Raw genomic sequence first — 16,087 nt, 5'->3', positions numbered from 1 at the left:
TTGGCGCCCGCCTGAATAGCAAAAATCCGCATCCACGCACCTGCAAGCGAGCTACATCTCCAGATGGCTCACGTGCGTTGCTCGGGCATGAGCGCTGGCGAGCCAGGCGGAACGCAAAGGAAACGCTGCCGTATCGGCAAAAGGCGCATCACCGAAATGTGGATTTGCTGCGCCTGAAAACCCGCTCATGGCTTCGACAAGTGTCCGAACTTCACGGAAGTCGTCGATATACCTAATAGCGCCCATTCGCCCGCCTTCATCGAATCTATGAGGAAACACACTGTTGGAACGCCGGCCGCTGACCCCGGCACGTCTTGATTGCATGCTCTCGACATCATCGAATTCCGCCTCGTGAACAGCACCATTGCTTGCAGTCATGGCGTTCGCAGCAATCCTCGCGTTCGACGACGCAGAATCGTCTGGCGATAGAAGCCCCTCGAAGTCGGACGCCATGATCGGATCATCACCATCAATGACCATGCCGATGATCCCGGATCCATCGCCCTTGAATTGATTGAGGACGCGAACTTCACCCTCGCTCCTCCCTTCAATTCCAATGATCAAATCATCCCCCTGGCGATGGAGCACAAGCTGATCCCGTGTGATACCAAGGTCCTGGAACATAATTCCATCCTGTCCCCCACCAGAATTATCAACAATGTCGTAGCCACCCCAATTCGCACCAAAGATGTACATATCATCTCCGGCACCACCGATCAGCACATCACTGCCTCGCCCGCCCGACAGGGTATTTCCGTAAGAATTGCCAACGATCTGCTGACCTTGACTGTTGGCAGTCGCCTGTGTCGCCGAGCTTCCCTCTACGAGCACAATTCTTTCAACAAAGTCGGCGCGGAGATCGAAATAATTTTCGGAAATTTCAATTGTATCGAAACCGCCGTCCGGCAGTTCGACAATGTCTTCGCCACCAGTACGCACCACGTAGACATCGTCGCCACTACCACCCACGAGACGATCATAGTACCCGCCCTTACCATCCAGGCGATCGTTGCCTTCGAGGCCGCGCAACTCTTCGGCAGCCGATGTTCCCTCCAATACGTCTGACTCCGAACTTCCCTGAATTAGATTGCGGACATTCAACCTGACATCATGCGTTGCGGTACCCCCAGCACTGTCGGTTGCGACAACATAGAACAAGGGGACTGTCGAATCGCCCATAGGCGCCACGCCCGAGATGGAACCCGTGGCACTGTCGATCGACAGCCAGTCCGGGAGGCCCCACCGGCTGGGCTGAAGGGAATACGTCAACGTATCGCTGGGATCGTCCATAAACATCCCCGCGGGCAGTGCATAGCGCACTTCCTCACCGTGAACCGCATTGATGGTCGCCTCGACTTGCGAATCGGCGACAGGCGGCTTGTTGAAATAGGGCAATTGCGCGAGGTTGCCCCGGTGGGTACTCTGATCGTAGTCGAAATAGAATTCGCCGACAGTGTTTCCGAATGACTCTGCATCCGCTCCGTCCTTCTTCCAGTAGTCCTTCACCGTCACCGCATCGCCAGAGGATCCAATGGTGATGAGCAGATCATTGCCAGCGCGCGACCAGAGGACGTCCTCAGGACGAATATCCGCGGAAAACTGAAGAACATCGGTACCGCTGTTGTTTTGGGATTCCGCTCGAACGACATCCTTCCCGTCGCCCAGCGAGTAGACGATGCGCTCATCGCCGGCACCGGTCACAATTTCGTCCGCCCCACGTCCACCGATCAGGGTGGCGCTCCTGGCAGACGACTGCAAAAGGTCATCGCCATCACCACCTTCGAGCCGATTCGAGACCCAGCTCGTCGCATAAATGTGATCGCTGCCATCGCCTCCGATCAACACCCCGCCCCCGACACTGGCGTAGAGGATGTTGTCTTCATCGTTACCCCGTAGCGTCGCGTTATAACCTTCGACAAGCCGGTAGATCTCAATATTTGCGCCGGATGGAACGTCGAAATCGCCATAGATCAGCCTGGTATCCTGACCGCCACCGACCTCTTCGACGATGATGTCATTGTTGCCAGCAATATAGGTATCGTCGCCAGCGCCGCCGATCAGCGTATTCACTGCCGAAGACATCCTGCCATTCAGCACATTGTTCAAACGATTGCCCGTCGCGGTACTTTCCACCGAATCATCCGTCAATTCGATGTTCTCCAACTGTAGCTTGTCCGCGATGGAATACGAAAAACTGGCGCGCACAGTGTCGATCGACGTATACATCGAAGACTCGACAATGATGTCTCCCTCGCTGTCGACGACATAGGTATCGTCGCTTTCCCGGCCAATCAGCGTATCGTTGCCAGCACCGCCGTCCAATAGATACGTTCTCCCGGTATAGCTACCGGCCGCACTGTCCTGCTCAATGCGGATCTCATTGTTCAATTCGTTGCCGATCACCTGGCTCGGAGCAGTCGTGTACCAGAAGGAAGCCGCCTTGACGACGGCATTCTCGATATTCGACGTCAAACGAACGATATAATAATTTGTATAGACGGTATCGATACCGCCATCAACATCCTCTTCGATTTCGCTCAAATCAGCGACCGGAGGCTGCCAGGAGCTGGTGTAATTATGATACATATAATAGGCATCATTCCCCTTGCCGCCGATGAACCGATCGACCTGGGAATCGCGCGTTATATTGAATGTATCGTCGCCGTCTTCCCCGTAAAGCACGTCCCGCCCTTGGCCGTCGGAGAGGGAATCGTTACCGATACCGCCATACAGCGTGTCGTCGCCGTCGTCGCCGCTGATGTCGTCATCGCCAGCGCCACCGGAAAGCACGTCATTGCCAGCGCCGCCATGGATGGAGTCCGGGCTGAACCCACCGGAATAGGTGTCGTCACCACTGGTTCCCCACCAGGAGACTCGATTGAAGTCCAGCGACGTCAACGTCTTTCCATCGCCCAACTCGATCACGTGCCGCGGGGCGCCTGCAGCCAGGAATCCTTCCAGTCTCACTATCGCGCCAGGCCCATTATCCGAGTAAGCGGCAATCAGCAGATCGCTACCCGAGATCTGGTAATTCATGGCCGATTGCGAGTCGAACTGCGATAGCACGATCCGATCGTTGCCCGCGTTGGGTGCACCCAATTGGGCGATCGTATCCAAGCCGCTGAACGACCCGACGAAGTAGGTGTCGTTACCGGTACCACCGACCAAGGTGTCGTTGCCCGCTCCGTCGTACAGGACGTCGTCGCCCGCCCCTCCGTCCAACAGGTCGTCGCCGGCGCCGCCATAGAGCGTATCGTTGCCGGCCAAGCCGTAGATACGGTCGGCCGAATCGGTTCCCTCGATGGTATCGGCGCCGTCGGTCCCCTTGGTCGCGCGGCCCTGCAGCGCGCCATTGGCGAAACTGGAGGCAGAATAACTGTATCCGTCCGACGTACGGATCACACCTTGATTGCCGGCGAGGAAATAGCCCATCAGGCTGACGGCATCTGTATCGTCCGCCATGCGAACGGTGAGGTCATCCCCGTTACGCGTAAAAATGAGCTCGTCGGACGTGATGTCGCCCCTGAAGACGATCTGATCCTTTGCACCGGCAGTCAAGCGAACCACATCGTGCCCGAAGCCGCGATCGAAGAAGTAGCTGTTGTTGCCGCCACCGCCTGCCATCACATCGTCGCCCGCTTCCCCGACCAGGACGTCATCGCCACCGCCACCGGAAAGCGTATCGTTTCCTGCGCCACCGAACAGCACGTCGTTGCCATCCTCGCCATCCAGCACGTCGTCGCCTTCCTGACCATACAGGGAGTCCGCACCGGCGCCGCCGAGCAAGGTGTCATTCCCCGTGGCGCCGGTCAATTGGTCGTCGCCATTGCCACCGCTGAGGTAGTCGTTGCCTTCGTTTCCGAACAGGAGATCGTTGCCGTCGCCTCCGTCCAACGCATCGTCGCCGGCACCACCGTTCAGTTCATCGTTCTGTTGGCCTCCGCGGAGGATATCGTCGCCTTCGCCACCCGAGAGATAGTCGATGCCGTTTCCGCCATCGAGCGTATCGTTGCCGTTCCCTCCTTGAAGGGAATCGTCTCCTTCTCCGCCATTCAGAACATCGTCGCCAGCCTGGCCGAAAAGGATGTCGGCGCCTGCGTCGCCATACAGCGCGTCGTTGCCGTCGCCGCCCTGCAACTCGTCATTGCCCTCCCCGCCCTGCAGATAGTCGGTGCCCGCCTCGCCGTAGAGACGATCATCGCCGGCACCGCCGTACAACACGTCGTCGCCTGCCCCGCCCTGCAGTTCATCCTTTCCGTCTCCGCCGAACACGCGGTCATCGCCTTCACCGCCGCCGAGCACATCATTGCCGGCCCCACCATAGATGAGATCGTTGCCGCCATTGCCCTGGACAACGTCATCGCCCTCTCCGGCATCGATCACATCGTCGCCCTGTGCCCACAGCGGTAGACCGGCATAGTCGCCGGTGATGATGTCGTTGCCGGCGCCGCCATTCAACGTATCGGCGCCACCGAATCCCCAGATGAGATCGTCGCCGTCGCCACCATCGATGAAGTCGTTACCATGCAGTGCGACATCGACGAGCTGATCGTCGCCAGACAGTTCGTCCGCTCCAGCACCACCGTAAATAATGTCGTTGCCGCCGCCGCCTTCGATCTTGTCGTTGCCTGCTCCGCCATCCAAGTAGTCGTTTTCCTGGCCGGCGACTTCCTGGGCGTCCGGATTGCCGAACCCCTTCAGGATGTCGTCGCCATCGCCTCCGAACAGCTGATCGTTGCCGCCATATCCATATAGGCGATCGTTGCCCTCTTCTCCACTGAGGACGTCGTTGCCATTCGGATTCGCGCCGCTTGCCGCCGGACCAAGCAGCGCGTCTGCACTTCGGCCGTCGCCGATAATGAAATCATCGTCCTTGCCGCCGCTGAGGATGTCGTTGCCATCTCCCCCCTCGATGACGTCCTTACCGGCGCCGCCCATGACCACGTCGTCGCCTTCGCCAGCGAAGACATGGTCATCGCCAGCCCCGGCATCGATCACGTCATCGCCTCCAGGCGAGACATTCGCGTCCACGTCCAGCCAACCTGGCGCATTGACGACGATCTTGCCCTCGGCATCACGGTAGATGAACCAATTCTTGCCGCTTGCGATGACGGCCTGACCTGCAGCAGCCCACTGCTCCTTGAAGCGATCCAGCTCGGTCTTCCCATCGGCATCGCGCTGCTGGTCGTCGAGCGCTCTCAAGCTCACCTGCCGTGCGCCGTCGAAGATGTAGTCGTTGCCGTCGCCACCGACCAGGCGATCGTCGCCTGCGCCGCCGGCGATCAGGTCATCGCCGTCTCCGCCATCGAGATAGTCGTCGCCGAGGCCACCACTCAGTCCGTCGTTGCCACCCAGCGCGGCGACGGTATCGCCGCCGCCGTTAAGGGCAGGATCGCCAAAGGCGTCCGCCTCGTCGGTCATCGTCGCCGCGTCGACCACCGCCACCTCACCAGCCAGCGTGATGCCTAACTGACCATTGGACCACTTGTCTACGTAGATCGTATCGCCGGTGGCGATGTTCTTGACGACCAGGCCAGCGAACGGCGCCGGAATCCACTTCAAGACCAACTTCCCACTGCCGTCCAACCAGGCCGTGTCGGAGATGCGCTCGCCTGCAACTACAGCAACGTCGTCCATATAGATGACGCCATCTCCGCCGCTGTCGTAAATGCGGTCGACGGTCGCCAGCACGGAGTCGTTGCTGTAGAACCGGTATATATCCATGCCTGCGCCACCATAGAGCTGATCGTTGCCCGATCCGCCGGTGATATCGTCGTCGCTGCTACCGCCCAGCACCAAGTCGTCCCCGCCGCCGGTGGCAATGATGTTGCTGTTGTGCAACGCAACGACTACGTCCGAACGCGTGTCGCTCTCCGAGGCGACGTAGTGCATGGCGCCGCCGTCCTGAATACTCCAGCGAGCGCTTTCCAAAGCGCTCATGTCAACTGGCATACCTTGCGTCTTCGAAGCGACATATTGACTAAGCGACTGAATACCTCGTTTTCTTTGACTACCAAGATCTTTCGCGTCGAAGCCTAGATAGCCATCGGCCCGAGATAGGACTTCCTCAGCTCGACCCGTAGAAACTGGCGCACCATAATGACGCTGTTCATACAACCCAGCGAGAACAACATCAATTACCGCCGCCAACAAGTTAATTTTCTTGACTTTGCCAGACTCATCCACCAAAAAATCGCCATCAGGCCCGCGAAGCTCGACCCCATCTATCTTATTTAAATCAGTGGCAAGCACATCAAGCGACGACCCTCCTGCAACTTGGGAGTTAACCAAGAGTTCAAGAAGAGTATTCACAGAAGGCGCAGTTTGATCGATATCACCATATGCACCCGAAAATATTCGAGGCAACAGTTCTTTATGCTTTTTGCTAGCATCCAGGAACGCCTCAGAATTCATAAACCCCGTCAACAGACTCATGGAATGAAGATCGGTTGCGCGACCAGACCCGCCCCAGTCCAAAACATCCCCAACTTCGGGGTCAATAATCAGAGGAGATCCATTGTTGATTTTCGCATAATTCCAGCCTAGATACTCGAGAATCTCGCCTTTGACCGCTATTTGAGCCACATTCGAGCGACGTTCATCATAATCAAAAATACTATAATCCTTCAATTCAACAGGGACATCATAACCCGCCGAAATCAATTGCTTTGAATATATCAAGTGCATCCAATTCAAAGCTGAAGCCTTAAATGGAGCCTGATCAAAAACAATTGCTTTTCGGTCAAAATAAACTGCCATAAGCGAGGCCAAACCACCACCCAAGGAGTGACCCGTAAAGCTGATTTTTGCAGGATCAACCCCATCTAACTCCAGCACTTCCAGATAAAAAGCAGCGGCCTCATAAACTTGTGGCGAATAGACTCCTTTGCCGGCTGGGAGATTTCCAGTGTACCAATCGGCATACGACTCCGTGGTGGTTCCAGAATATGAAACGACCACCTCCCCTGTTTCCTGATTCTGATAGGCACGCGCCATGAAGCCGGTTTTAGAAACTTCAGAAACGGCCGGATGAATCCTTTTCCAGCCCTCCGGCACCTGAATTGAATTCAGATCGCTCCTTACCTTATCACTTGCGCCATAGACATTGGCCGCGAGTTGCGCATAGATTAGCTGCTGTTGAGTAAAATCCACAAAATCTCCTTTTATATAAGCTTTACATCAATTGCAAACTGCATAGCTGCTTCGCGAATTAAAGAATTTCGAGACTAGCTCGGGAGGACCCTTGCTAGGCTGCCCAGTAGCAAATGCGATGTCATCCCACGAAAAATATGTCTTAGCCGGACTAGCATCTCTAAACATCCAGTTCCCCATTCCTGAGAGATTTATTCGCATTCTCGCAATTGGAGCATCGCCTTGTTCTATTTCCTGCAGCACACCTTCACGCCAACGATAAATTCTAGCGAGATAAGTTCCTCTCATCTTTCCACGACAGAAATCTTCGCGCCTTCCGCCCGCATCAGTAATAAGATATGCAGAATTATCAAAAATATCGAAAGACAACATACCTACTGGCCGATCGCTTTCCCAGTAGACTCCCATCGGGGAGTAAGAAATTCGCTGATAGACTTGAGGGCCATTTCTTGAATCTGGAAATCCGCTTTTTAAAGCAACGGAATAGCGCTCAACCTCGATACGCCGACCATCGCTCAGCCACACCTGTTCCTTCCATCGCATTTCCTGTTTATTACTGCATGCCACAACGCTAGAGCAGACAAGGAGAATCAGTAAAATTGGCAATCTATGGCACTTCATACTGCCTCACTCAGAAGAATTCATATACACGTCAGTACCAGCAGCACCAGAGCGTTCAATTCGTCAAACCCGAACCGCCATGCATCTCTGCTCTAGACGCTCAAGCGCAACACGCAAAACACAGCGCGCACTACCGCTCCTTCAACGCCTCATCCGTATGCTGCTGGAGGGGACTGAGCAAATAATCAATGATGCGGCGCCTTCCGGTCTTGATCTCTGCGCTCAGGCTCATCCCCGGGGTCAAACGAACCGGGACGCCCTCGATATTCAACGTCGCGCTATCCAGCTTGACGTGCGCCGGGAAGACCAGACCGAGCTTCTCGTCCTGCACCGCATCGTGGGAGACGGATAGAACACGGCCGGTCAAATGGCCGTATCGGGTATAGGGGAAGCTTTCGACCTTGAGCGTGACCGCCTGCGACGGGCGCACGAAGCCGATGTCCTTGTTCAACACGCTCACCTCGACCTCCAACCCTTCCTTGGCCGGCACGACGACCAGCAAGGGCTGGGCAGGCGTCACGACCCCGCCCACGGTGTGGACAGCCAATTGCTGGACCGTGCCGTCCACGGGCGCGTGCAATGCCATCAGCCTGTTGCGCTGCTCGGTCTTGGTGACATCCTGGGTCAACTGCGCCACCTGCTCGTTGGCCTGGCGCAGCGCATCGAGCGCATTCTGACGCGTCTCAGTCACCAGCATCCGCAACTCCCCCTGTGCGGCGCTCAGCGAGGAGCGGATCTCCTGGAGACGATTACGCTGGGTCGCCAGTTGGCTCTCGGCCGCGATGCGCTCCTGTTCGCGCAGCAAGTATTCGTGCCGCCCCACGTACTTGCCCTCGACCAGACGCGCGTAGTCCTGCGCACGCGCCGCGGAAATGCGCGCGGATTCGGCCAACGGACCGATGGCGTCCTCCGTCGTCCGCAGTTCCGCTTCACGCTGGGCGATGTTGGCCTCCAGATTGCGGCGATGCGCCTGAAAAGCGTCGTACTGACTGACCACCAGTTGCTGTTCAGTCGCGACCCGCTCCGAGTTCAGACCATTCGCTACAGCAAGCACCGGAAGTCGGCTTTCGGCGATTGCGCGTACTAGCGCCGCCTGTCTCAAAGCCGCTAGACGCGCGTTCACTAGCGCATCGCCGGCCTGGGTGAAGTCGGCACCGGTGGCAGTGGCATCGAGTTCGACCAGCAGTTGGCCGTGCTTCACCGCCTGCCCATCACGCACCATGATCCTGCGCACCACCGCCGTTTCGGCCGCTTGCACCACCTTGGTCCGCGAGTCGACCACCGTCTTGCCGGGTGCGACGGCGACGATGTCCACCTTCCCCAGGCACGCCCATAGCAACGCAGCACAGAAAAACGCGATCAGGATGCGCATCGTCCACCGGGCGGTGGGAGAGACGGGCGTCTCGGTCAGTTCCAGATGCGCAGGGAGAAAAGCGCGTTCGTCCGCGCTGCGTGTGGGCGTATCGAACTGCGCGCGAACGGACCATGCGGAACGCATTACCTTCCAGTACCGGCGCAGGAAATCCTGCCATCCCTGGAGCTTATGTCTCATGGTGCCGCCTGCTGCAGTTGGTGCAACCGCGCATAGTGACCATTCGGCACATCGACCAACTGGCCGTGCGGCCCGCTCTCGACGATGCGGCCTTTTTCTACGACCACGATGCGATCGGCATGGCGCACGGTCGACAGGCGGTGGGCGATGATCAGAACCGTGCGGCCCTTGCAGATCGCACGCATGTTCTGCATCACCGCGTGTTCCGATTCGTAATCCAGCGCACTGGTCGCTTCATCGAGAATCAGGATACGTGGATTGCCGATCAAGGCACGGGCGATCGCAATGCGCTGACGCTGCCCACCGGACAGGCCGGCGCCATGTTCGCCCACCTTGGTGTCGTAGCCTTCCGGAAGCGACACGATGAAATCGTGGGCTCCGGCAAGCTTGGCAGCCTGGATGACGCGCTCCAACGGCATCCCGGGATCGGACAACGCGATGTTGTCGCGCACACTGCGGTTGAACAGGAAGTTTTCCTGGAGCACGACCCCCAACTGCCGCCGCAGCCATGCCGGATCGGCCAATGCCAGATCCTGTCCGTCGATCAATACACGGCCCTGCTCCGGCGTGTAAAGCCGCTGTACCAGCTTGGTCAACGTGCTCTTGCCCGACCCGGATCGGCCGACGATGCCGATCACTTCGCCTGGGCGGATCTCCAGATCGATCGCGTTGAGCACCTCTGGCGCGTCCGGTCGATAGCGGAACGTCACGCGCTCGAACGTGACCTGGCCCCGTATCGGGGGAAGCGCAAGCCTGCTGCCCGGCACTTCAGTGCGCGTGTTGAGAATATCGCCAAGGCGCTCGACGGAGATGCCGACCTGCTGAAAGTCCTGCCACAGCTGCGCCAGGCGGATGATCGGCGCGGTGACCTGGCCGGACAGCATGTTGAAGGCGATCAATTGACCGATGGAAAGCTTGCCCTCGATGACCAGTTTGGCGCCCCAGAACAGCACGGCGACCGCGGTTGCCTTCTGCACAAGTTGCACGCCCTGCTGACCAAGCGTCGCCACCCGCGTCACCCCGAAGCCGGCGCTGACGTAGCCGGCGAGCTGGTTGTCCCAGGTCCGCGTGACGCGAGGGTCCACCGCCATCGCCTTGACCGTCCCGATTCCGCTGACCGTCTCCACCAGGAACGACTGATTGTCTGCACCACGAGCAAACTTTTCGTTGAGACGCGTCCGCAACAGCGGCGTGATCAGGGTCGAAATCAGCGCGTACAACGGCAGGGACAGCACAACGATCAAGGTCAGCCAGCCGCTGTACCAGAACATCACTGCAAGAAACACCACAGTGAAGAGCAGGTCCAGCACGGACGTCAGCGCCTGCCCAGTCAGGAAATTGCGAATGTTTTCCAGTTCCCGCACGCGCGCGATAGTGTCGCCAACCCTCCTGGACTCGAAGTAAGCCAACGGCAGCGCCAGTACGTGGCGGAACAGCCGCGCCCCCAGTTCCACGTCGATCTTGCTGGTTGTATGGGCGAAGACGTAGGTCCGCAGTCCCGTCAGCAGCACCTCGAACAGCGCCATCGAAAGCAGGCCGATGGCGATGACATCCAATGTAGTCAAGCCATGATGGACAAGCACCTTATCCATCACGACCTGATAGAACAGCGGCGTCACCAACGCAAACAGCTGAATGAAGAAGGAGACGACAAAGACCTCCATCATCAGCTTGCGGTACTTGACCAACGCAGGAATGAACCAGCTGAAGTCGAATTTGGCGAGATCACCAAGCACCGACGCACGCGAAGCCACCTGGAGCAGACGGCCGGCGTAGCGCGCAACGAACTCTTCGATCGAGAGCGAAACTGGGCGTTTCTTCTCCAGGTCGTGAATCAGGATCTGATCGGGTCCGACCTTGGCGACGATGAAGGCATCACCGTCCGCCGAAAGCGCGAGCGCCGGGAGCGCCGCCATGGAAATGCGCGATGCAGGTTGTGAAGTGACTTTCGCCTTGAGTCCAAGCTGCTTGGCAGCCAGCAGCAGTGTCGTCTCATCGAATGGCTCGCCGGCACGCCCGAAGGCATGCGCGATCTGAGCCGCATCTGCGGCGATGCCGTGAAACTGGGCAAGCAATACCAGGCCGTGCAACGCCAGTTGCGGACAGCCCTCTCCTGGGCCGGCGCTCTCGTCCAGCGAGAGCGGCACCATCTTTGACATGAGCGATCCTTGCCGCAACTAAACAAAGGCTTAATGGGCGCATAGAATCCACGCTTTGTAGCCTGCCGTCAATCTCGATTCACATCCCATTTATTTGCAATCAAGGTCAATAAAACTCCTTGACAATTTCGTTTTTTCATAAACATGAATTAATTCAGCGAATTTCGAACTCACCGATCAGCACCGTTTTCTTGCGTTCGGTCAGCCGCCGCATGCCACCCCCTCCCGGTGAGAGAAGGGATGGGGTGAGGGTACGGCGCAAGGCGCGATGCAATGGACTGAACGAGGCTGCGCCCGTACCCTCATCCGGCCCTTCGGGCCACCTTCTCCCGATGGGAGAAGGGAAAGCAAAGCCCCTCTCCCGCCGGGACCTGATTAGCGCTGTGTCTCAGCTGGTGATGCTACCTGGGTTTAAAACCTTAGGATCTTCAGTGAGATACGGCGATGACGCTCAATCGGATCCAGTTCCAGAGGGGGCTTTCGATTCCGGCTTTTCTGAGCCGCTACGGCTCCGAGGCGCAATGTGTGGAGGCGTTGGTTCAGGCCAGGTGGCCCGATGGCTTCGTGTGCCCGCAGTGCGGGCACACACATGTCAGTCGCTTTGAGCGAGGTCACCAGCAACTATGGCAGTGCGTACGCTGCCGGGTACAAACCAGTTTGACTGCCGGCACGCCCATGGCAGACACCAAACTCCCCTTGCGGGTGTGGTGGCTGGCCATCTATCTGGTGAGCCAAGCCAAGAATGGAGTTGCTGCGCTGGAACTGGCTCGGCAGTTGGGCGTTTGCTATCGCACTGCCTGGCGGATCAAGCACAAAGTGATGTCGGCGATGGCCGATCGTGAGCAGTCACGTCGGCTCGACGGAGAGGTACAGATCGATGATGCCTATCTGGGCGGCGAACGCGCCGGTGGTCCAGGCGAACCGCAGTGGCGGAACAAAGTGCCGTTTATCGCAGCGGTTTCCCTGCATCAAGGGCGCCCGCGTTATCTCCGCCTGGATGTGGTCTCCAGCTTCCGAAGAAGTGTCGTGCACACGTGGGCCCAGCAGGCATTGACACCGGGCACCCATGTTGTCAGTGATGGACTGACAGCGTTCACAGGGGTGAGCTGGGCAGGCCTTACTCACGATGCCATCGTGACCGGAAGCGGCCGCAAAGGTGCCCAGCAGCCGCGTCTGCGTTGGGTCAACACGATCCTGGGCAATCTCAAGACGGCGCTTAGCGGCACCCACCATGCGGTGGACTTCCCGAAATACGGCGCACGGTACCTGCATGCGCACGCCTACCGGTTCAACCGCCGCTTCAACCTGGCCGCTATGGTGCCGCGCCTGGCCAGGGCTTTAGCCGGCGCCGGACGGCTCACAGAGCAGCACCTGCGTACGCCAGCTGAGACACAGCGCTAATCAGGCCGCCGGGAGAGGGGTTGGGGTGAGGGTCGGCACACGCGACGCGATCTGCATCTGCAGACCGCCAGATATTCAACTACCCAATGGCAGACAGTGCTCCACCACCAGTTGCACTGCATTGCCGCCGCGATAATCGTCGGCCACCAGGCGATAGGCGATGTGCACGCGGCGGCCAGGTTCGCGGCCGTGCCAGCCATTGAAATGGATTGCGTTCAAGGGCTCGTCGCGGCCGGGGCAGCGCAGGCTCAGCTTGAGGTGGCGCTCCTTCAGCACGCGCCATTGCAGCACCTCGAATTCGCCGTCGAACAGCGGTTCGGGGAAGCCCTGCCCCCACGGCCCGCCCTGGCGCAACGCCTCGGCATGGTGATGGTCGAGTTCGTGCGGGTCCAGCGCACCGTCGCTGAGCAGTTCGGCCTGCAGCAGTTCCGCGTCCAGGCTGGCCAGCGCATGCGCGCGGAACACCTGTTCGAACTCGGCCAGCGCGTCCTGGGGCAGGCTCAGGCCCGCGGCCATCGCGTGGCCGCCGAACTTCTCCATCAGGCCAGGCCGCTGCGCCTCCACCGCCGCCATCGCGTCGCGGATATGGAAACCGGGAATCGAACGCGCCGAGCCGCGCAACTGCGTGCTGCCGGGCTCGGCCGGGGCGAAGGCAATCACCGGCCGGTGCAGGCGGTCCTTCATCTTCGAGGCGACCAGGCCGATCACGCCGGGATGCCACTGCGCATCGAACAGGCACACCGCCACCGGCGGCTGCTCGGGCGCGGCCAGCAGCGCCTGCGCCACCACCGCCTCGGCCTCGTCGGTCATCTGCTGCTGCACGGCGCGGCGTTCGGCGTTGATCTCTTCCAGCGTCGCGGCGATCGCACGCGCCTGCTGCGGGTCCTCGCACAACAGCAGCTCGATGCCCAGGGCCATGTCCTCGAGCCGGCCGGCGGCGTTGAGCCGCGGGGCCAGGGCGAAGCCGATGTCGCTGGCGCTGAGCCGCGCCGGGTCGCGACCGCTGGCTTCGATCAAGGCGCGCAGGCCGAGGCAGCCCTCGCCACGCTGCAGCCGGCGCAGGCCGGCCGAGACCAGTGCACGGTTGTTCGGGTCCAGCGGCACCAGGTCGGCGACGGTGCCGACGGCGACCAGATCCAGCAGCACGCCCAGATCCGGCGGCGCCGCGGCGAACGCGCCGTGCGCGCGCAGGTGCCGGCGCAATGCCAGCAGCACATAGAAGATCACGCCGACGCCGGCCAGCATCTTGCTCGGGAACGCGTCGCCGGCCAGGTTCGGATCGACAATGGCATCGGCCGGCGGCAGCGCCGGACCCGGCAGATGGTGGTCGGTGACCAGTACCTCCCAACCGAGCGCCTTGGCCACGGCGACGCCGGCATGGCAGGCGATGCCGTGGTCCACGGTGACCAGCAGGTCCGGCTGCAACGGCGCCAGTTCCGCGACCAGCGCCGGCGACAGGCCGTAACCATGGACCATGCGGTTGGGCACCGCGTGCAGCACCTGCGCGGCGCCGAGCAGGCGCAGCCCGCGCACCGCCACCGCGCAGGCGGTGGCGCCGTCGCAATCGAAATCGCCGACCACCAGAATGCGCTTGCCCGCGGCGATCGCCTCGGCCAGCAATGCCACTGCGGCGTCGATGCCGCTCAGCGCATCCGGCGGCAGCAACTGCGCCAGCTTGGGCTGCGCCAGTCCGCTATGGTGCGCGCCGCGCGCGGCGTAGATGCGCCGCAGCAGCGGCAATGTGGCCTCGTGCCACGGGCCAGCCGCGGCCGCCGCGGGCCGCCGCACGATGCGCGCGATCGAACTCATGCGTCCAGGCGCGACAACGGCCGCCGCCACAGGCGCCAGCGTTGCGCGGGGGCGATGCGGAAACAGGTGCCGTCCTCGAAATCCAGCTGCAGCTGCTGCAGCTCGCCATCGCGCAGCGCCTGCAGCAATGGTTGCACCACCTCGCCGACGAACTGCTCGGGCGCGCGCAGCTGGCGCAGGTCGACCAGCGCATCGACCCGCGGCGCCTGCGCATCGGCGACGCCGGCGGCCTGGGCCAAGGCACGCAACAGCGGATCGCGACTGCGCACCTGCGCATGCGCGGTGCCGACCGTGGCCGGCAGGCGGCCGCCGCCCCAGAACCACAGCGAATTGATCGCCGGCTGGCCGCGGGCGACGCGCTCGCGGTTCCACGGATGCTGATGCAGCACGATCTGCGCCTCGGTCAGCAGCGCACGCCAGCGGCGCGCGTCCTCGCCCTGCGGCAGATGATCGAACAGGTCCGCACCGAGCACCTGCGCCGGCGCCGCGAAGACCGGCAGCACGCTGTCGAGCGGCAGGCGCAGATACCAGCGGGTGGGATCGGGCGCGTCCAGGGTCAGCCCGCTCTCGGCGAACAGACCCTGCACCGCCGGCAGCAGCGCGTCCAGGTCCACCGCGTCGAGCGGCAGCATGTCGCCATGCGCCATCAGCCGCGCGCCCTGCATGTCCGGCACCACGTAGGCAGGATCGGCGCGCAGCCACAGGCCATCGGCGGCATCGCCAGCGTCAAGCTGCCGCGTCAGCGCCGCGGCCGGCAGCGATGCTTCCGCCAGCACGAAATGGCGGCGCAACTGTGCCTCGCCGCCCGGCGTGGCCTGCGTGCGGTCGGCACGGGCGAACGCACGCGCCACCTCGCCGGCCAGCACGGCGCCGGCCAGGCGAACCCGCTCCGGCAACAGCAAGGTGGCGACCGCCATCGGATCAGCCGACGTAGGCGACGCTGACGATCTCGTACTCGCGGCGACCGGCCGGGGCATCGATGCTGACGCTGTCGCCTTCCATCTTGCCGATCAGCGCACGCGCCAGCGGCGAGGAGATCGCGATCAGGCCGAGCTTGATGTCCGCTTCCAGGTCGCCGACCAACTGGTAGCGCTTCTCTTCGTCGGTCTCGACGTCGGCCAGCGTCACGGTGGCGCCGAACACCACCTTGCTGCCGACCGCCAGCTTGCTGACGTCGATGACCTCGGCGTGCGACAGCTCGCTCTCCAGCTGCTTGATGCGGCCTTCGATGAAACCCTGCTGCTCGCGCGCGGCATGGTACTCGGCGTTCTCCTTGAGGTCGCCGTGCGCACGCGCCTCGGCGATGGCAGTAATGACCTCGGGACGCTTGACCGACTTCAGGTGATCCAGTTCCTCGCGCAACCGCTGCGCGCCTTGCATGGTGATCGGGGCT

At 60.8% G+C, this 16,087-nt stretch carries 8 protein-coding genes; 1 reads left to right on the top strand and 7 read right to left on the bottom strand.

The features are described 5' to 3' along the window. Positions 1-51 precede the first annotated feature (51 nt). The 4 genes from FHR66_RS21060 to FHR66_RS08065 all read right to left on the bottom strand — a co-directional run bounded on the left by FHR66_RS21060 (position 52) and on the right by FHR66_RS08065 (position 11,475). The gene (locus FHR66_RS21060) at positions 52-7,152 is read right to left on the bottom strand and encodes a putative Ig domain-containing protein (RefSeq protein ID WP_160967760.1); all 7,101 of its coding nucleotides are present in this window, start codon (positions 7,150-7,152) and stop codon (positions 52-54) included. A 27-nt stretch (positions 7,153-7,179) separates the two neighbouring features. Further along, positions 7,180-7,695: a hypothetical protein gene (locus FHR66_RS08075; RefSeq protein WP_237475343.1), complete on the bottom strand. Its 516-nt coding sequence runs from the start codon at positions 7,693-7,695 to the stop codon at positions 7,180-7,182. Between the two features lie 208 nt (positions 7,696-7,903). Continuing rightward, positions 7,904-9,325 carry an HlyD family type I secretion periplasmic adaptor subunit gene (locus tag FHR66_RS08070; RefSeq protein WP_160967757.1) on the bottom strand — a complete coding sequence of 474 codons (1,422 nt, stop codon included), beginning with the start codon at positions 9,323-9,325 and terminating at the stop codon, positions 7,904-7,906. Beyond that, the gene (locus tag FHR66_RS08065) at positions 9,322-11,475 is read right to left on the bottom strand and encodes a type I secretion system permease/ATPase (protein ID WP_160967818.1); all 2,154 of its coding nucleotides are present in this window, start codon (positions 11,473-11,475) and stop codon (positions 9,322-9,324) included. Before FHR66_RS08065 ends, FHR66_RS08070 begins: the two co-directional genes overlap by 4 nt. 453 nt (positions 11,476-11,928) lie before the next feature. Here FHR66_RS08065 and FHR66_RS08060 point away from each other — a divergent pair, with 453 nt between their 5' ends. After that, positions 11,929-12,885 (top strand): IS1595 family transposase, encoded by a 957-nt coding sequence (locus tag FHR66_RS08060; protein ID WP_160967755.1) that lies wholly within the window; start codon positions 11,929-11,931, stop codon positions 12,883-12,885. Between the two features lie 75 nt (positions 12,886-12,960). On the opposite strand, the gene recJ is transcribed toward FHR66_RS08060, so the two are convergent. From recJ to greA, 3 genes are read right to left on the bottom strand one after another with little or no spacing between them, the layout of a single operon-like run. Beyond that, positions 12,961-14,694 (bottom strand): single-stranded-DNA-specific exonuclease RecJ, encoded by a 1,734-nt coding sequence (gene recJ, locus FHR66_RS08055; RefSeq protein WP_167087697.1) that lies wholly within the window; start codon positions 14,692-14,694, stop codon positions 12,961-12,963. After that, a complete protein-coding gene (locus tag FHR66_RS08050) occupies positions 14,691-15,611 on the bottom strand; it encodes a phosphoglycerate mutase (RefSeq protein WP_160967751.1) in 921 nt (306 codons plus the stop codon). Before FHR66_RS08050 ends, recJ begins: the two co-directional genes overlap by 4 nt. Before the next feature lie 4 nt (positions 15,612-15,615). Beyond that, entirely contained in the window at positions 15,616-16,080 is a 465-nt protein-coding gene (gene greA / locus FHR66_RS08045) for a transcription elongation factor GreA (RefSeq protein ID WP_026143501.1), read from the bottom strand. Positions 16,081-16,087 lie beyond the last annotated feature (7 nt).

This window comes from Xanthomonas sp. F4, from assembly GCF_011761895.1.
This window is presented reverse-complemented; position numbering and strand designations above follow the sequence as displayed.